This window comes from Aquimarina sp. KJ22-3, from assembly GCF_055808215.1.
Window position 1 is genome coordinate 1238276 of the sequence record NZ_CM147859.1, and the last position, 21537, is coordinate 1259812.

The following is a 21537-nucleotide window of genomic DNA, read 5'->3' on the forward strand; positions in this document are numbered from 1 at the left end:
AACGCTTTGCTCTAGGCGGACATCTACGGGGAACGATAGTTACAATCAAACGAATGAAACAAAAAATAGATACAGTTAGCAAAGAACAATACCAAGAAGTAGTAGAGGTTTGGGAAGCTTCGGTTAGAGCTACGCATCACTTTTTAAAAGAAGAAGATATAACCTATTTTAAACCGCTAATCTTAAATACCTATTTGGATGCAGTAACATTAAGATGTATCAAGAATAAAGATCAAAGCATAATAGGGTTTTTAGGAGTTGCCGAAGGGAATTTGGAAATGTTATTTATAGATCCTAAGTATCGAGGAAAAAGAATTGGAAAAACATTATTAGATTATGCTATCGATAATTTGGGCGTAACCAAAGTAGATGTGAACGAACAAAATGAACAAGCTGTTGGTTTTTATAAGCATTTCGGATTTGAAGTTATAAGTCGTTCAGAATTAGACTCCATTGGTAAACCTTATCCGATCTTACATATGGAGTTGAACAAATAATACTGTTTCAATATATATTAGAAACTGAATGAATAATCAAAAGAATACAAAAAACGAATCAAATCTTGGAAGCAGAATTTTGGCTGGATTTATCGACTACTTAATAATTTATGCGTTTTTCTTTGTGTATATATACACTTTTGGAGCTCCTGACCCGGATGGAGGATATTCTGTAAACGGATTGCCAGCATTGATACCGGTATTATTTTGGGGGATAATGACAGTTGGACTTGAACAGTTGTTCGGGGCTACCATAGGTAATTCAATTACAAGATTAAAACCTGTGTCGATTAACGGAATTTCAAAAAAAGTTTCATTAGGACAATCTTTGCTTAGGCATCTATTCGATCCTATTGACATGTTTTTTTTCGGATTAGTTGGGATTCTAACGATACAAAACTCAGAAAAGAACCAAAGGGTTGGTGATATCGTTGCAAAAACTATAGTTATTAAAACTCAAAGCGAAAAATAAAGAGTCTATTTGCAGTAGAGCTTATTATAAAAGAATGCAATTCAATTTTGTTATTTTAGTGCTCCAAGGGAAGTTTCTTAATCGTTCTACACGTTAAAGTTACTATTGATAAAAAACAAAAAAATGGAATACTACTCCTGATCAACAACAGTCTGAGGAACATAAAAATTTAGAACCTTTAGAGAGAATTGATGGTGCTTATATCCTAAAAGAAATTGGTGGTGTTTTGAACTTTGAAAAGGGAGTGTTGTATACCATCAAAGAGTTGTTTTTAAGACCGGGAAAAGCGGTACTTGAATTTATTTTATATGATAGAAAAAGATTGGTAAAGCCTATCATTTTTGTGATTTTTAGTTCACTGTTTTTTGTGATTACTCAACAAATATTAGGTTTTAATACGGGAACAACTCCAGAGAATATACAAAGCCCTGGCGTGCTAAAAGCATTTGAATGGGTCGGAGAAAATTTTGGGGTGGTAAATATTCTATTGGGTTTTTTTATTGGGCTTTGGACTCGATTGTTTTTTTTAAACTCCAAGTATAATATCTATGAGATATTTATTTTGGTATTTTTTACTGTAGGAATCGGAAATCTAATTTTCACTTTCTTTGGGATTGTAGAAAGTATAACAGGTTTTGAAAGTTATAATTTTACCTATTTTGTGGCACTTGCTTATTCTGCCTGGGCTATTGGAAACTTCTTTGATAAAAACAAAGCGATGAGTTATTTCAAGGGCTTGTTAGCATATGTTTTTGGAACAACAATGGGTTCATTTGTTATCGTCTTGATTGGAATTTTAATAGATGTCTTTAACAAAATTGGTTGATAAAAAAGATAAGAGTTGAAACAGATCAGCGTCAAAAAAGGAGAGATCTTACAAAAAAGCGGAGATCTAAACAGTAAAATTTATCAAGTTCAATCTGGCCTTTTGCGAAGTTATTTAATTGATAAAAAGGGCAAAGAACATATTTTTATGTTTGGCCCCGAGGGGTGGACGGTAGCTGATAATGTAGCACCAGATATACCTTGTGATTTATATATCGATGCGCTTGAGGACTCTGTGATCACTGTTTTTCCTAAAGATATACAAAAAGAAAGTAAAAATGCACCAGCATTTATAAAACGTATTGCGGTCCTTCAGAAAAGAGTGATTATGCTAATGAGCGCTTCTGCTCTTGAACGATATGACCATTTTATACAGACCTATCCAGAAATTGTACAGAGAGTACCCCAAAAGATGATTGCTTCGTATCTAGGAATTACACCAGAAGCATTGAGCGCTATCAAAAGCAAACAACTTAAATAAGCGTTTCCCATTATTTCTTAATCTACATTAATGCACAAAAGATAAATTAAGAACATATTTGACGGAATCAATTTTACAGTCAAATGAAAAGCGGAGCTACACTACTGAAAATTTCGGCAATTTTATGGATTATTTGGGGAATTGTGCATATTCTCGCAGGGGTTATGACCATGAAAGGCATACTCACCAACGATATTTCTTCATCGATTGCGGGAATAGCAGATGCTATTGAACCCAATACACTAACCATGGATTATCCAAAAGCAGCCGGAGCTGTTGTAGGACAACACGGATTCAACTTGTTTTGGATTGGTATTGTAACCTTTGTAAGCGCGTTCTTTGTTTGGAAAGGAAATAAAAATGCTATTTTTCTTGCGGCAATAACTGGAGGCTTAGCAGATTTGGGATACTTCTTGTTTATGGATCTAGGAGGATATGTTAAGTTTTTTCCAGGAACCGTAATGACTATCGTTTCATCTTTTGCGATAATTACAAGTTTTTATGCTTACTTCAAAAACCGAAAACTCAACTCTACCGAGTAAATAAAAGCACATCAAATTTTGTAAAAAGATAAGGCATTTGAGAACTCTCTCAATTGCCTTTTTCTTTATATTTGATACAAGTAATAATCCGCAGCGATTTTACAACCTATAATTCTCATCCAAGTACCAGCAAGCAAATTATGACAAACAAAAGACCGTTTATCTTCTTCATCCTGTTATTGATTTTTACACAAGGATATTCTCAAAAAATAGAAACTTTACGACAGAAATTAGAAGATGTTATACAGTCCAAGAATGTTGTTGTTGGGGTGGCAATTCATGGAATGGATGATAAAGATACTCTGAGTATCAACGGACAAAAACACTTTCCGATGCAAAGTGTATTCAAGTTCCCAATTGCGTTGAAGGTGTTATCTGAAATCGATAAAGGAAACTTTTCTCTGGAGCAAAAAATCAAAATCAAGAAAAGTGAATTGTTGCCAGGTTTATGGAGCCCAATACGGGAAAAATATCCAGAAGGAGCTACACTAACCCTGGCCGAAATTATGAAATATACAGTTGCTTTAAGTGACAACGTGGGATGCGATGTGTTATTAAGATTGATGGGAGGACCACAAGCAATAGAACATCATTTTTCTCAATTAGGTTTTAAAGATTTTGCAGTAAAAATCAATGAGGAAACCATGCAAAACAATTGGGATCAGCAGTTTTTGAATTGGACTACACCTCAAGAAGCGAATAGGATTCTTAAAGCATTTTACGAAAACAGCAATAGCCTGCTCACCAAAGAAAGTCACCAATTTGTATGGGATGTTATGAAAGGAACCAAAACAGGTAAAAACCGATTAAAAGGGCAATTGCCAAAGGAAACCGTAGTGGCACATAAAACAGGTTGGTCAGGAGCGCATAAGGAAACAGGGATTACGGCTGCAGTAAACGATATTGGACTCGTTTTTCTTCCCAATGGAAAGTACTTTGCCATAAGTGTCTTTGTTACCGAATCGTCAGAAAATTTTGAAACCAACGAGAAAATCATCGCTGATATTACAAAAGTAGCTTGGGATTATTTTGTAAAAAAATACTAGTTAAAAAAAGGAAAAACAACACCATATAAAATGTATTTTCTGTTGTCTTTTTGCAAGATCACATAAACCTCAAAATAGAATTAAATCAAAAATGATTTCAGAACTTTTTGTAGAAAACAAAAAAGCGCCTCAACAAACCAATATATATATATATCCAAATCCTATTATTACCGGCAAATCGCGTTAGCGATATTTTGGATCGCTGTTGGGGTTTATTTACTATTCGCTGTCCACTGGATAATTGGGGTAGTGGTTATTTTATATACGCTATTAGCGATGAGAGGCATTCCAGGGTATTTAAAATTAGCAAAAACGAATAGGATACAAATCGAACTATCCGATAAAGGAATCGCATTAGAAGGGAGAAAGGCGATAAGTTGGGGAGCAATCTCTGATGACCAAATCATAAATGAAGCTAATCACGCCTCTCCATGGAACCCTGATGAATATTTGATCTTTACAACCGGATCTGAAGAGTTTAAAGTATTCCTGAATCATCTGGATACAAATTCATCAAGGATAGAATACTTATTAAAGATCTATCGGAAGAGAAGTGAACACCAGAAATGAAGATAATAAGTTTCAAATTCAGTCAAAAAAGAAAAGTTTTTGGGAAAAAATAAAAACAGTATTGAATTAAAAATATGGTAAGGTAACACAGATTATGATTGTTATTCTGTAAGTTATAGTTATGAACTTGCCAATCATTGTATGCCCTTTGAAAATTCATACAAAAAAGTATTCAGTAAAAAGAGAATTTCACAATAGATGGATAAAGAGTTAACCTTAAAAATAGAATTTACCAATATTCTATCAGAATCAGAACAAATGGTTTTTTGGGATGAACTGATTGAAGAAATTGAAAAACGGAATTTAATAGCAGGAGGAGGTTTAGATTCGAAAGGAATCGATTGGGTAATAGATTATTCCGACTCTTCTTTGGACAAAAATGTAATAATTGATGAAATAGGAGATTTTCTGATTGATAAGGGAAATTTAGTGCTTAATTTTAAGATCGGGTAAAATGTTTTTACCATAAAGTATATAACTTATATTACCCTAATTCTTCACAATTTCCTTACCTTGGTATAAGTGAAATTCCTAAGGATATAATACCTTCTCATTAGTCAAAATCAACAGCCGAAAATCAAATAGTTTATGCCACACTTTGTTATTGATTGTTCACAGCACATTATACAACTAAAGTCCCCACAAGAAATTATTCAAAAAGTCTATGATACGGCAGTAGCATCCGATCTTTTTGATCCCGGAGATATTAAAGTTAGAATCAATCCCTTTGAATATTATACCGTTGGTAATACTCAAGATGATTTCATCCATATTTTTGCCAATATTATGGAAGGACGAACCGTTGCTCAAAAAAAGAAATTGTCGGATAGTATCATCACCGAGTTGAAATTGCTATTTCCAGACGTTCCGATTATTTCGATCAATATTAGGGACTTCGAAAAGGCAACCTACTGCAATAAAACAATGGTGTAAGAAAGAATGAATACTGAGTTTTTACTTCAAATCACTAGTTTTTTAATAGTATTTGTTTCATTTCTTTTAGCATTTTTCTTATTTACGGTAAACTCAAAAAATAGGATAGGGAATATATTTCTAGCCATTTATTTAATCATTAGAGCCATAGATGTAAGTGCTTATTTTTACTATGATATAGTGGATTTACCTATCGAGTTAGAGTTGTTCAGAATGGACCTTGGCTCCTTTTTGGAGATTCCATTTCTATATCTTTTTGTACTTTCTATAGTCTACGCTGACTTTGAAATCAAGAAAAAATACTTGTTACATCTGATTCCTTTTGTGTTGGTGAGTCTGATACAAATTCCTATTTTTTATTTGGCCGATGCTAGCGCTCAAAATCAATTTGCAGATACCTATCTGTATAACCCTTTTGGTGTGTTTTCGATGTCTTTAGCCCATTTGCAAAACTTACTGTATATCATTCTGATTTTTCAGCTTTTAATGAAATATAAAAAGATACTGGTGGCCAACTATGCAATCTCAGACGATTATAACTATAAATGGTTGATGCAAATGACTATTTTTTTAAGTGTATTGTTTGTGGTTGCCATCATAAAAAATAGTCAGAAGTATGGAAATACAAACGAAGACCTTCTTCCATTTCGGTTAGCGGTATCCGTGGGAATGTTATTGTTTACCTGTTGGCTAGTGTTAAAAGCCATGTATGCTCCCAAAATTTTTACAGGAATTGATTCCAAACTTCAATTGAATAAAAACAAGGAAACGGCTATCGTAAAAGAAAATCCTGATCTCCATCAAAAAGTGAATGAATTAAAAAGGTTCATGCAAGAAGAAAAACCTTTTTTTGATCCCGACTTTACGATTCAAAAGCTATCTGAGCAGACTCAAACCGATACCAGAGAAATTTCAAGTATCCTAAACCACCATCTGAATCTCAATTTTTACGAATTTGTGAATCAATACCGGATTACCGAGGCAAAACATATTCTACTTCAAGACAAAGAGAAAACAATTTTGGAAGTTTTATACCAGGTAGGCTACAATAGCAAATCTACTTTTAATACTCATTTCAAAACATCAACAGGGCATACACCTACAGAATTCAGAAAAAAACATCATTTATCATAATTATTTGATGAGAAAATGGTTCGGATGAATCATTCGAACTTTTATTAGAACTATAAATCAGAGGTTTGTGGCATCGTTTTAAAAAATTAGAAAACATGAGACAAATAATACTGTTCGTAATCGCCTGCTATCTACTAAGTAGTTATTCCTTGTATTCACAATTGGGAACCGATGATGGGGCCACTGCCAACTACACCGAAGAACAATTGGTGCAGTGGATGAATCGCAAAATTGATAGTGTAGTTCAAAAAAACAACATCCCTGCCTTGTCTATCGGAGTTATACATAGGGGAAAGGTTATTCTAAAAAAGGAGTTGGTGTTCTACATCGAAATACAAAACGACTTGCAACCGAAAATTCGATGTATCAAATTGCTTCGGACACCAAAAAAATGACGGGTATCATTGCCAAAAACCTGGTTAATGAGCAAAAATTAGATTTGGATCAACCTATTGTAGTATATCTAGGGAGTTTATTAGAGAACGATGCTAAAGAAAGACTCAAGCATGTGACAGTAAGACATCTTTTGTTACACACATCCGGATTGCCTTATAGACAACTCACTATTACGAGAAAGGATGGAGAACCTATGCTAAACCCGTATACAAAAGCACTTTTGTTAAATGATTTGAACAAGGTTACATTACAGTCTAAACCAGGAGCAGAATTTGGCTATTCAAACTTCGGATATGCCATTGTGGGATATGTTTGCGAATTGGCAAGTCAACAAACTTATGCAGCATTGATCCAGAAGTATATTTCAAACGCATATGATATGACTAATACAACGGTGGTTTTGACAGACAAACAGAAAGAACTTCTAGCTACCCCTTATCGAAAAGAAAATAGAAATGAAGAAACATCCGCATTTACTATGGGTACGTTGGCCGCTGCTGGAGGAGTGTATTCAACAATAAATGATCAAATTCAATTGATGAGGCTTCAGATGAAAACGTATTCCAAAAAGAGTGACCCCTCAAATCCGTTAATGCTTCATAAAAATCCGTTCGAAAAAGAAAATGGATATGGTTTTGGATTGGGTAAAAAGGTTTTTGATACCGGAATACAATATGGACATGGTGGAGACTTGGATGGTTTTGGAAGTGCTTATGTTTTTTCTCCTGAATATCAATCGGGAGTAATCATTCTCACTTCAAGCGGTGGAAAGTGGATTGGAGAATTAGAAAAGGAAATACTTTACAAGTTAACCAACAGGAAATATGTTTTACCCAAAAAATCCATTGCGCAAGAAATCTATGATATTATTTCTACTACGAATTATGAAGCCGGAAAAGTATGGTTTGACCAACATAAAAATTCAGAAAAATTTTATCTTAGAGAACAGGAAATGAATAATGTAGGTTATGCACTTTTGAACCAGGAAAAAATGGATGATGCACTAAAAGTATTTAAATTGAATACCAAGTTATTTCCTGATTCTGGTAACGTGTATGATAGTCTAGGAGAGTGTTATCTGAAATTAGGAGACAAAGAAAAAGCAGCTATCAATTATAAAAAATCGCTCCTTCTAGATCCTAAAAATGCAAATGCCAAAGAGATGATTAAAAAGATCGAAACCGATCCTAAAAACTAGTACGAGCTGAACCTTAATAACCAGAATAGTAACCCATTTATGAATACGTATTTTTTAATTGCAGGAAGCTTATGTTTTATATTGGGATTGGTACACTCCATTCTTGGAGAGTATTTAATATTTAAATCCAAAAGAAGAAAAGGGCATATTGTTCCTACAATAGGAAACACCAAGTTGAAAGGAAGACATTTAAGAATACTCTGGGCAACCTGGCATTTGGCTTCATTTTTTGGTTGGTGTATTGGAGCCTTTCTAGTAAAAATAGCATTGGTACAAGAGCAGTTGAATGCAGATGTTGTCAGTTTTATGGTCTATGCCACTGCGATAACTATGTTTGTTTCTTCACTCCTGGTGTTTGTGGCAACCAAAGCAAAACATCCTGGATGGATAGTGCTGTTGTTAATTGGGGCTTTATTAATTATTGGGAGTTGAGTAAAATGCAAGTATTGCATCTAGTAAAGCTTGTTGCTATACAAAAGTAACAAGCTTTACCAAGTAAAAATATAAGTAAATATAGCTGCCAAATCAACTACCGAGTTGACAGAAAATAAGGTTCTGGGAACTTTTTTACCTCAATCCCATTGCAGATACAAAATAAGATATTGGTTACCAGAGCAGCGGCCAGATGCGATCCCACCACGAGTTGAGGAGGCGTGATCTTAGTCGAATTGGCTTTGTAGGATTCGTAAAAATTATAAAACCAATCTAGATTTATATCGGCTCTGTCTTTGAAATAAGCCAACATATTTTTGATCAGTACAAGCTCAAATCTTCCTTCTTTTTGGGCTACATCAAATATCTGTTCGCTATCTGGGGTAACTACATAAGCTGCTCCACCCCAACCAAAATTCAAAGGATGAATTACCGGGATCTCTTTTTCTTTGCATATTTCGTCAAACACAAAAGGAGTTTGTTCTGCATCAAAATCAATTGCATTTATGGCAATATCGCAACCGTCAACATACTGAGCAATGGTGTTAGGCTCCAGAAACAGATGGTGATACTCGATATTTGCATTAGGATTAATGGCTTGCATTCTTTTAGTAATCGATGCCACTTTTGATTCTCCAACGTTTTGAAAATCATAGTTTTGTCGATTCAAATTCGAAGCTTCAACTTCATCACCATCGATAAATACAAAGTTTTCAAAACCTAATCGCAGAGCGGCTTCGGCAATAACACTACCTAAACCTACGCCTCCAAATACAATTTTTATATTTTTCAGTCGATCTTGTTCTTCCGGAGTGATATATAGCACATTTTTATGATAGTGTTCTTCATCGTGCATTTCGGGTATTTTCTTTACACTTTCCATATTTCTATAATGCTGTTTTTTTTAATGATATATTGGAGACAATTCATTGTTTTCGATACCCTTTAGCCAATTATGGATATCCGGTCCGGTCATGATCACGGGATATGTGGGGCTCCCCAAACATTCCTGACTGGGGCCTATTTTCTGCATATTGATCCCTATTTCTCTGAAAATGGTATAAATAAGCGCATCAGATTCTGCAATCACCAAACTATTCGGATTTTTATCGACAATCAGAAAAGCTTGGTTTACCAGTTGCGTGATTAATTCTTTTGATGAAATCTTATTCTTGTATTGTTTCAAAAATTTAGAATCGATGGCAAGCCGACCAAGATGCCAAATATGTTTTACCTGTAGGTTCTTTTCTTGGATAATTTCAGGTAAGTTGATATGAAATTCCTCTTCAATGGGAAATACATCACCTTCTGTCTTGTAGGTAACTTTTATGGTACCCACAAAGTCTTGAGATTCATTTTTAAACCCAAAACAGACGGATTGATAGTATCTTTTTTGGTCTGAAGCTCGCATATCCAAGCGAATTTGATCTGAAGGCTGCCAGTCATACTTTTTGGCATAGTGATAACTATACAGTTTAAACACAAAGTCAGAGAAAAAAGGAAGCTGCGGTTTTCGGATTTGATATAAATCCAGGCCTTTGTATTGACCTAAGTATTTGTCTTTTGGGGCAAACATAATATAGGTTTTAAAATTCGCCTGCAAAAAACCATATTTTTCCTCAATTAGACATGTTAATTCCTTTATTTTTTTGTTAACCTGTTATCAACTTAAAGTGACGATTGGTTACGTACTATTGCTTAAAATTTAAGTTGGTATTTATACTTGCATTTTGAATCAATGTAATTTGTTTCACCTATTTTATTTCTAAAAATAAAATAGGTGAAATTTACTGAAGCATTTGAATGTTTAAAAATTATACTTCAACCCAAACTGTGCTCTCCATCTCGAGTTGAACAAATCCGTTACGTAAGGTTCTGTACCCTCAGGGATATTAAACTGAAATAAAGGTTCGTTGTTCTCGATTCCTCTAAAATTTAAAAGACTAAAACTGGAGTTGACCACATTAGGCACAAACACCAAACGCCCCCAATCTCTATTGATAAAGTTGAATACATTAAGCATATCAAAAGAGAGAGAAATGCCATCCCCGTTTTTTAGCTGTACTGCATATTCTAGTTTCATGTCTAATTCATGGTTCCAGGGAGTACGGGCTCCGTTACGTTCTGCAATTTGCCCTCTTCTGTCTCTTAGATAAGGATCTGCTTCTATAAACGCATTAAGACGTTGCCACTGTTCTACAGCACTTACTGTAACATTTCCAGCACTATCGGTGATATCAATCAAATTAATTTCTGAAGCATCTCTTGGCACATAGATTACATCATTTCTGGAGGAACCATCACGATTTAAATCTCCTTGGTATACATAAGAAAAAGGGGTTCCAGCTCTTCCATTATATAAAAACGAAATGAAGCCTGTACTGGATTTTCCGAAATTAAAATTATAAGAATGACTACTTACAAATTTATGTCTGAGGTCAAAATTGGAATAAGACAAGCCAGGATCGTTTGCGACTAATGCTTGGTTCCACTCAAAATTAGCCGCAGGAGAACTACGTACTGTACTTGAAATGTCTCGACTACGGCCATAAGTATAGCCCAAATATCCACTGTAATTTCCGGCTTGCTTGCTGAGTCCTAAAGTTAGGTTATATCGAAACCCTTTGTCGGTATTGGTGAGTAAAAACACGTTGGTGAAATTTGGATTAATTTTGATGGCGTCACCGGTTTCTAAAAAATACGGTCTGTTGTCTGCACCATCAAAGTTACCCACATTATCTCTTCTGTTGATCGACTGAAAAAGGAGTCCATTGACTACTTCGGTATAAGTACCTTCTACGTCTATCGTCCATCGATATGGTAGTTTTGCTTTGAAAGCAATATTTGTTTTCCAATCTCGAGGTAGACTAAAATCAGGATCCAATAGATTAATTTCGGTCAAATTGGGCTGCACGCTTCGCAGATCTTCTAGGTTTTCAGTAAGTGCAACAGTATTATCTGGCCTTAGATCGATATTAAAATATTCTGTACCCGAAATATATTCTGCATAAGCAAACCACAGATAGGGGATACGTCCAGAGAACAAACCGGTTCCACCTCTTAACGTGTATTTGCCATTGGCATCTATTTTGTAATTAAACCCAATTCTTGGATTAAGTTGTGGGGCTTTGGATATGGTATTATCGAATCGAGAAAATTCTGGAGTGTTGCTTACAGCTTCGCTGATAGGTAGTTTTTGAGTCAGATACTGTCCGTCAAGGCGCACTCCGGCAGTTACCTCTAGGTTTTCCCCAATACGAAAGTTATCCTGAAAAAAAGCAGCGGCTTCAAAGACTCCGATAGTCGCAGAAGGGCGGTTGCTCACAAAACCAAAGTCATTGTTATTGATGTTATAAACTCCTCGAATTCGAGCAGGGCGATCATTCAAAAAATCATCTACAGAACGGTATTCCCAACGACCGTTCCATGCCGAAAGAAATCCATAATCAACATCATGCAGTTGTCCAAATACCCCTGCAGTAAAGTGATGCTTGTCGATATCAAAAGTATAAGTGTCGGCAATCTGAAGTGTTGAGAAATCGGTATTATAAACTGAAGCTTCTCGATACGTTCCGGCAAATATACGACCGGCAGACGAAGTTGCGATCTGAATGTGCGGAAACACGCGTCCGTCAAAATCTCGATCTTCTTTTACAATATTATACCCAACAGAAAGCTTATTGGTCGCTCCATTAGAAAAGTTAGATTTTAGTTCTAATGCCAGACTATTGGCAATACTATTATGTCGGTATCCTTGATTTCCGAAGTTGAAAAAAGTACTATTCCATTCTAAATTATCCGCAAAACTATTTACATAATTATTACGAAGTGTCAACTTGTGGATTTCAGAAAGATTGTAGTCTAAGCGAGCAAATAGTTTGGTACTTGCAGTTGGTAAATCAGCGCTCTCGTATGCACCAGGATCATAATTGTATACATTGAGTAATCTGTTTCGGATTGCAGTTACATCATCCAACGAAATGTTCGAAGACTCGCTCCCAGGAGCATTTAATACGGGGGTTTTGGATAAGGCCTGCTCAAAATTGACGTAGTAAAATAACTTGTCTTTGATAATAGCACCACCGATTCCACCACCAAATTGTACATCATAAAAGGATTGTACATCTTGCTCTATACCTCGGGCAAACTCACCTATTAGATTTTGATTGTTACCATAACCATATACTTCTCCCTTTGTGGTGTTTGTACCATTTTTTGTAACTAAGTTGATACTTGCTCCGTTAAAATTTCCAATACTCACATCAAACGGAGATAGTTTTACACTTACTTGCTTTACTGCTCCAAGTCCAATAGGTTGACTCCTGGACAGACTACCTGGAGTCCCGTTAGCCGACGAGCCTGATGCTCCACTAGCAGGTTCCTGAAATCCAATAATATCATTGTTTGCAATCCCGTCAATGTTTAAATTATTAAATCGGTTACTGGCACCCCCAAAAGAGTTTAGATTGTTCTCGGGTAAGTTTTTAGTAAGATCCTGGATGTTTCTATTGATGGTAGGAGTAGCTTTAATGGCTTTACGATTGAGTAAAGTTTCATTACCATTTTTTTTGGGTGTAGATTCTGCCAAAACAACCACTTCCTGTAGTGCAGTACTTTCTTCTTGAAGTATAAAATCTCTTATAGTAGCGCTCCCCAAATTGATGACGAGATTACGCTCTTCAACGGTTTTAAACCCTAAAAAAGAGATGGTAACAGTATATTGACTTCCAGGGGGTATATTATTAAATCTATAAAACCCGTTTTCCTGAGAAATAGCACCATAGGTAAAATTGGTTTCAGTATCTGTTAATACAATATTGGCAAAGGGTATAGGGTTGTTTTGAAGATCTTTTAAACTTCCTTGAAGGCTACCCGTAGTCTCTTGGGCAAAAGTATATAGGTTAAAAAATAGTATAGTGATGATAATGACAAAGCGATTCATGCGGCTATGCTGAATTAGTACTTAAAAACACCAGAAAAGCTTCTAGAATTTAAAGTAGATGATTAAAAAATAAATAGGAATAACCAGAGGTTGTATTTAAAACAAAAGACCTCGTCTTACAATTGAATTAAAAGTGGTACCGGGGATCCTTTGTTAAAAGGAATTTGTTGTAAACATTGAAGTATATTGAAATCAATATGACTATAAGACGGAGAGGCTTGCTTTTGAATGGCTTGGATGCTTCTTCTTAATGCCTCATTAAGGATATATCTAGTAGATAAGTGGTAGATATCCGATAGGAAATCAACATCCTGAAGCTCTTCAAGTACGATACAAGAAGGATTGCTATCGATGATGTTATCTAATACTTCCTGATAGACGAATGCTGTATTCCAGGTGAAGTCCAAAAAAGAATGGTAATCAAAGTCATCTTTGGAAATACCCAATAAATAAAAACCACCATCAGCAGTTGGACCTATAGCATTACCATTATTGTCTAGCGCTTTTTTTGCCTGTTGGATATGCCTTACATCAAGTAGAGGGCAATCATTACCAATAGTGATGATTTTATCGTATCCAGCTTCAAAGACATCTAGTAAGGCATTAGAGAATCTTTCTCCAAAATTAACACCTGATTGTTGCTTCTCGTCAAAATAAAGGACAGGTAACCCACTTTGATTTGCAATTTTTTTGGTGTTGTTGCTTAAGGATTTTCCTAAATTATGTTGTCCAAAAAATGCCTTGTTTTTCAACTCTTCTTGAAGTGAAAGGGAGAAAACAAGTAATGCTGTGTTTGAAGTATACATTCAGTGGGCAACTATAATTTAATGGTATAAGTAGTGCTAAGTCGTGTAAAAAAGAAATTCATTACAAGACTTGATAGAAAAGCATTACTATGAGTTATAAAATTACAATTTAAAGTTCTGTTAAAACAGTAAATTTTATTCTTAATTCTGCGTTCTATATTTGGACAAGGTTTTACGCATATTGTAATGATATGGTTCATCATTTTCTTCTACCCCAAAATTTTTGAGCAACAACATGCGGATACTGTAGATTGGAAACAATTTAAACCCGAATATCACAAAGCAAATGCTGATTTGGTTCCTATGCGAGGAATGTTACCACTCATGGTAGCTTCGGTATTACTAATTGCATTTGCGATACCAAAGATTAGAAGATTATAATTTAGGTATAAAGTAGTTACAGATATTCGTTAAGAATAGTGTTTATATCTTTTCCGTCATTTAAATATATTGGATAATGAAAATTATCTAGTTTTTTAAGGAGTTGATGCAACGTCTGTTGTTCTTTTTTGGATAGATTACCGCTTACAAGTTTTGCCGCCTTTCCGGCCTCGGCATAGGCGAGGATTACATTTTCTTCGCCTTTTTTTGTTAATCGTAATAATTTACCTCTTTTATCCTCTGGGTTAGGAAACTGCTCGATAATCCCATTTTTTAGTAATCGTTTAATTACTTCCATTCCTGAAGATTTATCATACGCCATTTTTTTAATCAAATTCGTTTTTCCGATAGGTTGAGATCTGTGTAAGATTGCTGTAAAGGCAAAATCCATATCTGTGGTAAAGGGCAATTCTTCTAAGGCAGATTTGATGTAGAAATTAGAATATCTACTCATCCTTCCAATATATGCAGCTATTTCGGCATCAATACTATGTTCTGTAATGCCAAAATGGTCATTTTGCTCTGTATCGTCTAATTGATGATCTAACCAATTTGAGAAATATTTCAGATTGATATCCTCTTCCTTGTTGCTCTTTATAAATACTCCAACCAGATCATACACCTGTTTTATAAAGTCAAAAACCTTCATTATGTATTATTTAACACTAAATTAAAAATATATATTATGATAAAATACCTTTTTGTTTAATATTTGTAAAAAAATGTTATACAAATTTAAATCTCTTTTTTGGTATTTACTAAAATAGAACTAAAACATTAACTCTTACTACTATGAATTCTAAAAATGTTTTCCTTGTATTTTTTATGATGGTGATTTCAAACCTACATGCGCAAGTGTATGGAGAACTTTCCGGGAATGTCACCGACGAGACCGGTCAACCGATTTTGGGTGCTTCAGTCTTTCTAGAGGGTACCGAAAAAGGAGCACAAACTGATTTTGATGGGAATTACCGCATCACCAATATTACTCCCGGATCATATAATTTAATAGTAAGTTATGTAGGTTTTGAAACGCAAACCACATTTAATGTTATCGTAAGATCAAAGGGAACTCCAGCTTATAATTTTGTTCTTTTAGAATCCACAGAATCCTTGGATGAAGTGGTTGTAACCAATGCTAATAAGATAAGTAGACCAAAAGAAACACCATTATCCACACAATCATTATCTGCTGTAGAAATAGCAACCTATCCGGGGAGTAATAATGATGTGGTACAAGTAGCACAAACGCTACCAGGAGTATCCCCTTCAATAGGAGGGTTTAGAAATGATTTAATCATAAGGGGAGGGGCACCCAACGAAACGGTGTATTATCTAGATGGTATGGAGGTACCAAACATTAATCATTTTAGTACCCAAGGAAGTGCGGGAGGACCTGTAGGTTTAATCAATGTTTCTTTTATAGACAATGTTACCTTGTCCACTTCTGCATTTGGTGCGCAATATGATAATCCACTATCTGGTGTGTTACAATTCAGTCAACGCACAGGAAATAGTAGATCGTTGAGTGGAAACTTCAGAGTTAGTGCAAGTGAAGCAGCGTTAACTCTAGAAGGCCCTTTGTTTAAAGGAACTCTAGAAGATGCAAAAACTACTTTCTTAGTATCTGCAAGACGTAGTTATCTGCAATTCTTATTCGAAGTGATTGGTCTTCCTTTTAGACCTAATTATTGGGATTATCAATACAAAATCAATCACAAAATTGATGCTTATAATGAGATTAGCCTTACAGGTTTAGGATCTATTGATGATTTTTCTGTGGAAGCTCCAGATGACTTTGATCCCGAACAACAGGCACAATTAGAGCAGGCTCCTTTTATAGAACAAAGGACCAACGCTATCGGGATATCGTGGAGAAACCGTTTCAAGGATGGTTCTGGTTTTATGCAAACTACACTGAGCAATAATACATTGAACAATGAATTTACAAGATTTGAAGATCCAGAGAATGAAACAGGGGTTATTTTTAGTAATGATGCGGTAGAATCTGAAACGAAACTACGATATCAACTCACCAAATTTTTGGGAGATTGGAAACTCACCACAGGGTTTAATGCCCAGTATTCGTATTACGAAAACAATACTGCTAATCTTACAGATAATAACTTTTTTAGTACCGAGATTGATTTTTTTAAATACGGGTTATTTGCCAATGTGACCCGTTCCTTTTTTAATGAGAAATTAGACGTGTCTTTTGGATTTAGAGCAGACGATGACAGTTTTGTAGAAGACAATACGCTGTTTTCCACTTTTTCGCCACGACTTTCCTTATCCTATGAATTTGCTGAAGATTGGAGAGTAAATGGATCGTTAGGGAGGTATTACAAATTACCACCATATACAATCTTAGGATTTAGAGATAACAATGATGTTTTGGTGAATAGAGATGTAGATTATACGGTGAGCGACCATTACGTTATTGGATTGCAACATTATTTTGGGCCATCTGCCAGTATTTCTTTAGAGGGATTTTACAAAAGATATGATGATTATCCAGTATCTGTACTGGATGGAGTTTCTCTAGCTAACAAGGGAGCTGATTTTGAGGTGTTAGGAAGTGAAGATGTAGCTACCGTAGGTCAGGGAAGAAGCTATGGCGTCGAATTGCAATTTCAACAAAAACTGTCGAATAATTTTTACGGAATCTTTGCCTATACCTGGTTTTACAGTGAGTTTACTGGTTTTGATAGCAATGAATACTTGCCTTCGGTATGGGATAGCCGTCATTTGGTGTCGTTTACTGGAGGATATAAACTTCGTAAAAATTGGGAAATAAGTGCGCGTTATCGCTTTGCAGGCGAAACACCATTTGTACCGACGGATCTTGATGCTACCCTGGCAAATTATCCTGAAGTTATTTTGGATTATTCGAGATTGGGAGAAGAAAAATTAGATGTTTTCAGTCAGCTAGATCTTCGAATCGATAAAAAATGGAATTTTAAGAATCTATCTCTTGATGTATTTATAGAAGCTCAAAATGTGCTGGGTCAAGAGATTCCTCAGCCTACTCAATTTGGACTTAGTAGAGATAATACAGGAACAATAATCAATCCAAGAAGCCTTACTCCAATTGAAACTGACTCTGGGCAAATTATACCGAGTATTGGTGTGGTTGTGGATTTTTAAATACGGGTTTTATTTGTTGTAGATGATCTAGAAGATAAAGAACAGTTATTTTGTTTTTATGAAACCTTATTTTTTAAAATATTGTCAGACGTCGAAAATTATTGCATTATGTCAATAAAATTGATTGTAAAGTAAAAATTCGTTAATTTTTTATAGTAAATATTGTTATATTAACAAACTATTTTCCAAAAATAGTTTGTTTTGCGATAATTAACCAATTTGAATGATGAGAGAATTTGACGTGATTGTAGCCTATGAAGACCCCTTAAAACGATTAGGAATAAGAGCAATGCTTGAAGCTCCAAAAGAACTTAAATTTATACTTCATGATGATATAAGTGACCTGGATAAAATGAGAGCATTGATTGTAGATTTACAACCTGATTTTATTGTTATTGATGCGACTTTAAATTCTAATAATTCAGGAATAGAGCTTGCCCAGTTTACCAAAGCAAATGCAAAGAAAACTAAAATAGTTATCATGACTTTTGATTTGGATATTCGCTTGAAAAGGATCTTAAGAAAAATGGAGATCACCTGGGTGATGTACAAAGCAGATACCGTAGAAAGCATGAAAAAATGCGCATGGAGGGCTATTCATGATAAACCTTATATAAGTAAAAAGTTCAGGGAAAAATGGTATGCCGAGGATGCAGAGGAAATACAAAAGGAGAATCCCTTGTACAAATTATCAAAGACAGAAATAAAAATTCTACAACAGGTGGCGCAGGGCAAAACCAATAAAGAGATCGCTTTAGAATTTTATAAGAGTGTAAAGACAGTAAAAAACCATAGGCAAAACATATGTAATAAACTTAACCTTCAAGGAAGCAATGCGCTTTTGAAATATGCGTTAGAAATAAAAAAAGATATCATGTCTCCTGGTATTCCTATTTAGTAGGAGCATTTATATGGATAATTGATTACTACATTTTGAGACGAAATGGTCTGCTTTTCATCCATGATTATTAACCTTTTGTAGAAATAAGAACATGTGCCTATTTTTTTAGGTTTGGGTATAAGTACTTTAGCATTATTAAATACAATGATGCATCAAACTTAAAACCCAATGTATGAAAAACTCCTTGTCATTTTAGTATTTATTTGACTAATCCGTAAACAAACCAATTACTAGACTTTAAAATCCCTAAAAAGACAATCACAAATTGTCATAGCAGCTTATTTGTTTCAAATAGGCTAGGCTGACTATTAACTAATCTTAACTACAAACTCATCCCTAATGAAATCTTTTGCACAAACATGTATGTGTTTGCTATTGCTCTATGCTTCAGCAATACATTCTCAAGAATTGATCCTTCAAAAACAACAAGAAATAGTTGTTATGGATCCTATGACAGGAAAAATTGACCCAAATACATCAAAAAACGCTGTAACACTGGATATTCAACCTACATCTTTGGATAATATCGCTTATACTATTGCTCAGATAGATCCAAATATAGAGGTCACCAAAGCCTATGATTTTTTTCAGGGCCTTCAAAGTCCTTTTGATCCAAACTTATGGGTATATATGGAACGTGAACAGATTGGAGGCGCATTCAATTTGATCAAAATCAATCTTTTACAGAAACAGAAAAGTATCTTATTACATAAAAAGAATCCAGACCGAAGGGAAATTGCTTTCAAACCAATAGCTTGGACTAACGATCCCAATAAGATTTATGTAGAGGGAACCTTTCTGGATTCCTCTGATGAGCATAATGGTATTTGGATATTAGATCTTTTATCCAATAAGTTCGAAAAGTTAGGCATACCATTTAGCTACATGAAAACACCATTACTATCACCTAATAGATCTCAGTTCTATTTTTTGGGGACAATGGACAGGAAGATAGATGTATTACATGGACACGCTGACAAGATCATTTCTTACGATATAAAATCCAAACAAACGAATACGCTGCTAGAAGCAAAGGGACAATATTTACAATTAATAGGCTGGAAACAACAGCTAACTCAAAAGAAACGCCAACAAAACCAAACAAAATTTTCTAACTTAAGTTATTATTTACCATGGGATGCAGGAGTAGATTTATGCGTTTCCAGGCATGGTACTCCAGGACCAGTTGGATCTCATACTAATGTTGGTCGATGTAACATATTTGGACCAGGAGGACATCATTCGTATCCAGCAATTGATTTTGCAACATCTTTGTCTAGTGATCAAAATGTTCGGGCTTCGGCAAGCGGAGTGGTTTCTTTTTCAGGTATAAGCGGTAGTCTTACCAGTGGATATGGTCGGTTAGTGATTATTCGCCACAGTGATGGTACAAGAACCTATTATGCACATAATAAGGTCAACTTGGTCAGCCAAGGTCAAACCGTTAGCAGAGGTCAAGTAGTTGCAAAAGAAGGTACCACAGGCGGATCAACTGGAGATCATATTCATTTTGAATGGAGAGCTGCTGGTGGTAATGCTTCTACCACAGGTCGTTTTACAGGAATTGGACAACCAAGACAAGACTATCGTTATCGCTCTAATAACAGTACAGGAACTCCACCACCGCCACCACCTTCTGGGGATACTACTGCTCCCACAACTAGTATTAGTGCCAGTGGGGGAGCTACACAAGCTGGTGATTTTACAGCCAACTTTACAGATAATGATAATGTTGGAGTAACTAGAAGGTTTTATCAAGCCTTAGAGAAATACGGTGATAACTGGTATGCTAATCGTGGTAATGGATTCTTTAATGATAACTGCAACGTGCTCTATTCTGGTTATACCATTGGAGCAGGAAACTGGTCAATCAGTAACAAACATCTTCGGCAATCCAATACAAGTTCTGATAACACTCAACTTAGCTCGTTTTTGTCTCAGAACTCAGGATTGCCCTATTTGTATGAGTTTGCCGCCAAGGTAGAATCGACCTCTGGTCCTCGTAAGTTTGGGATACATATCATGGCAAGTGATGGTAGTTTATCTCAACGCGGTAATTCTTACCTGATATGGTTTAGTGGCGAAGATAATAAGGTGCGTATTTACGAAACGGTGAATAATGTCCTTAATACCAGAGCTATTGGTGATGCGCCACAAGATAACAAATGGGCGAATTATAAAATTACTTATAGCCCAGCTTTTGGAGTATTAGAAATCTTTAAGAACAATAGGTCTTTGTTGAAATGGACAGATACTTCCCCGATCAAAAATGGTAGTTCTATTTCATTAAGAACGAACAAGACGGTTGTAGAATTTGATGATCTTAAGGTGTACAAATTCAGAGCAGGGAATAGTCAAGTGATTACTGCAGGAAGTGCAGTGACCAAGGACATAAGAAGGCAAAATGGCAAGGTAAAAAGTCTGGTAAGAGATGCTGCTGGAAACTGGTCTTCTCCAGGAAATCTAGATGTAACGATTAGTAGTTTATCCAAGCAAAACAATACGATAATAGACGATACTTTTCTTACCAATACTGTGGTGATCTATCCTAACCCTACTGATGGAAAAGAACTACAAATGGATTACCATTCTTTATCCAAGAACACAGCATATATTTCTATTTATGATATGCTAGGAAGAAAACTGAAATCGACTCATGATCCTTATAAAGGAATAAATGCCAGAAGTATGGATCTCAGCAATTTTATAAACGATCTTCAAAAAGGGCAATATATAATCAAAGTATCTATTGATCACATCACCAGTACAGTAAAAATTACAAAACAATAGAGGACAAAGGTATTCTCAACAAGTAATCTCAGGAGGATACATAT

Annotated in this window: 22 protein-coding genes and 1 pseudogene; 18 read left to right on the top strand and 5 right to left on the bottom strand. The window is 35.2% G+C overall.

Annotation, left to right across the window (positions count from 1 at the left end; genetic code table 11):
* Positions 1-53: 53 nt before the first annotated feature.
* The 14 genes and pseudogenes from AC0L3Q_RS05360 to AC0L3Q_RS05425 all read left to right on the top strand — a co-directional run bounded on the left by AC0L3Q_RS05360 (position 54) and on the right by AC0L3Q_RS05425 (position 8526).
* Positions 54-497 (top strand): GNAT family N-acetyltransferase, encoded by a 444-nt coding sequence (locus AC0L3Q_RS05360; RefSeq protein ID WP_473285638.1) that lies wholly within the window; start codon positions 54-56, stop codon positions 495-497.
* A 28-nt stretch (positions 498-525) separates the two neighbouring features.
* Positions 526-969, top strand: a complete 444-nt coding sequence (locus AC0L3Q_RS05365) for an RDD family protein (RefSeq protein ID WP_473285639.1) — start codon at positions 526-528, stop codon at positions 967-969.
* Positions 970-1195: 226 nt separating this feature from the next.
* Complete coding sequence (locus tag AC0L3Q_RS05370) at positions 1196-1795, top strand: DUF3667 domain-containing protein (RefSeq protein ID WP_473285640.1); 600 nt, start codon at positions 1196-1198, stop codon at positions 1793-1795.
* 15 nt (positions 1796-1810) lie between these two features.
* The gene (locus tag AC0L3Q_RS05375) at positions 1811-2275 is read left to right on the top strand and encodes a Crp/Fnr family transcriptional regulator (protein WP_473285641.1); all 465 of its coding nucleotides are present in this window, start codon (positions 1811-1813) and stop codon (positions 2273-2275) included.
* 83 nt (positions 2276-2358) lie between these two features.
* Positions 2359-2817 (top strand): hypothetical protein, encoded by a 459-nt coding sequence (locus tag AC0L3Q_RS05380; RefSeq protein WP_473285642.1) that lies wholly within the window; start codon positions 2359-2361, stop codon positions 2815-2817.
* Positions 2818-2957: 140 nt separating this feature from the next.
* The gene (bla, locus tag AC0L3Q_RS05385) at positions 2958-3863 is read left to right on the top strand and encodes a class A beta-lactamase, subclass A2 (protein WP_473285643.1); all 906 of its coding nucleotides are present in this window, start codon (positions 2958-2960) and stop codon (positions 3861-3863) included.
* 276 nt (positions 3864-4139) lie between these two features.
* Positions 4140-4433, top strand: a complete 294-nt coding sequence (locus tag AC0L3Q_RS05390) for a hypothetical protein (protein ID WP_473285644.1) — start codon at positions 4140-4142, stop codon at positions 4431-4433.
* A 198-nt stretch (positions 4434-4631) separates the two neighbouring features.
* Entirely contained in the window at positions 4632-4886 is a 255-nt protein-coding gene (locus AC0L3Q_RS05395) for a hypothetical protein (RefSeq protein WP_473285645.1), read from the top strand.
* A 135-nt stretch (positions 4887-5021) separates the two neighbouring features.
* Positions 5022-5366 carry a 5-carboxymethyl-2-hydroxymuconate Delta-isomerase gene (locus AC0L3Q_RS05400; protein WP_473285646.1) on the top strand — a complete coding sequence of 115 codons (345 nt, stop codon included), beginning with the start codon at positions 5022-5024 and terminating at the stop codon, positions 5364-5366.
* Positions 5367-5372: 6 nt separating this feature from the next.
* Complete coding sequence (locus AC0L3Q_RS05405; RefSeq protein WP_473285647.1) at positions 5373-6500, top strand: helix-turn-helix domain-containing protein; 1128 nt, start codon at positions 5373-5375, stop codon at positions 6498-6500.
* Positions 6501-6595: 95 nt separating this feature from the next.
* Positions 6596-6895 (top strand): hypothetical protein, encoded by a 300-nt coding sequence (locus AC0L3Q_RS05410; RefSeq protein ID WP_473285648.1) that lies wholly within the window; start codon positions 6596-6598, stop codon positions 6893-6895.
* A pseudogene (locus AC0L3Q_RS05415) lies at positions 6859-7605 on the top strand (serine hydrolase domain-containing protein); the annotation flags it as partial. The gene AC0L3Q_RS05410 and the pseudogene AC0L3Q_RS05415, both read left to right, overlap by 37 nt.
* Before the next feature lie 282 nt (positions 7606-7887).
* On the top strand, positions 7888-8094 hold the full coding sequence (locus AC0L3Q_RS05420) for a tetratricopeptide repeat protein (protein WP_473286896.1): 207 nt from the start codon (positions 7888-7890) through the stop codon (positions 8092-8094).
* Positions 8095-8133: 39 nt separating this feature from the next.
* Positions 8134-8526: a hypothetical protein gene (locus AC0L3Q_RS05425; protein WP_473285649.1), complete on the top strand. Its 393-nt coding sequence runs from the start codon at positions 8134-8136 to the stop codon at positions 8524-8526.
* 97 nt (positions 8527-8623) lie between these two features.
* Here the strand turns inward: AC0L3Q_RS05425 and AC0L3Q_RS05430 are convergent, their stop codons facing one another.
* The 4 genes from AC0L3Q_RS05430 to AC0L3Q_RS05445 all read right to left on the bottom strand — a co-directional run bounded on the left by AC0L3Q_RS05430 (position 8624) and on the right by AC0L3Q_RS05445 (position 14274).
* A complete protein-coding gene (locus AC0L3Q_RS05430) occupies positions 8624-9409 on the bottom strand; it encodes a ThiF family adenylyltransferase (RefSeq protein WP_473285650.1) in 786 nt (261 codons plus the stop codon).
* Positions 9410-9430: 21 nt separating this feature from the next.
* On the bottom strand, positions 9431-10102 hold the full coding sequence (locus AC0L3Q_RS05435; protein WP_473285651.1) for a hypothetical protein: 672 nt from the start codon (positions 10100-10102) through the stop codon (positions 9431-9433).
* Between the two features lie 231 nt (positions 10103-10333).
* Positions 10334-13468, bottom strand: a complete 3135-nt coding sequence (locus AC0L3Q_RS05440) for a TonB-dependent receptor (RefSeq protein WP_473285652.1) — start codon at positions 13466-13468, stop codon at positions 10334-10336.
* A 116-nt stretch (positions 13469-13584) separates the two neighbouring features.
* Complete coding sequence (locus AC0L3Q_RS05445; protein WP_473285653.1) at positions 13585-14274, bottom strand: TIGR04282 family arsenosugar biosynthesis glycosyltransferase; 690 nt, start codon at positions 14272-14274, stop codon at positions 13585-13587.
* Between the two features lie 186 nt (positions 14275-14460).
* On the opposite strand from AC0L3Q_RS05445, the gene AC0L3Q_RS05450 reads away from it, so the two are divergent.
* Positions 14461-14655, top strand: coding sequence for a hypothetical protein (locus AC0L3Q_RS05450; protein WP_473285654.1), 195 nt, complete (start codon positions 14461-14463; stop codon positions 14653-14655).
* Positions 14656-14671: 16 nt separating this feature from the next.
* Here AC0L3Q_RS05450 and AC0L3Q_RS05455 read toward each other — a convergent pair whose 3' ends face one another.
* On the bottom strand, positions 14672-15304 hold the full coding sequence (locus AC0L3Q_RS05455) for a MarR family winged helix-turn-helix transcriptional regulator (RefSeq protein ID WP_473285655.1): 633 nt from the start codon (positions 15302-15304) through the stop codon (positions 14672-14674).
* Between the two features lie 143 nt (positions 15305-15447).
* Between AC0L3Q_RS05455 and AC0L3Q_RS05460 the strand changes: the two genes are divergently transcribed.
* The 3 genes from AC0L3Q_RS05460 to AC0L3Q_RS05470 all read left to right on the top strand — a co-directional run bounded on the left by AC0L3Q_RS05460 (position 15448) and on the right by AC0L3Q_RS05470 (position 21493).
* The gene (locus AC0L3Q_RS05460; RefSeq protein WP_473285656.1) at positions 15448-17802 is read left to right on the top strand and encodes a TonB-dependent receptor; all 2355 of its coding nucleotides are present in this window, start codon (positions 15448-15450) and stop codon (positions 17800-17802) included.
* 223 nt (positions 17803-18025) lie between these two features.
* Positions 18026-18700: a response regulator transcription factor gene (locus AC0L3Q_RS05465; protein WP_473285657.1), complete on the top strand. Its 675-nt coding sequence runs from the start codon at positions 18026-18028 to the stop codon at positions 18698-18700.
* A 342-nt stretch (positions 18701-19042) separates the two neighbouring features.
* Positions 19043-21493, top strand: a complete 2451-nt coding sequence (locus AC0L3Q_RS05470; RefSeq protein ID WP_473285658.1) for a peptidoglycan DD-metalloendopeptidase family protein — start codon at positions 19043-19045, stop codon at positions 21491-21493.
* The last annotated feature ends 44 nt before the right edge of the window (positions 21494-21537 follow it).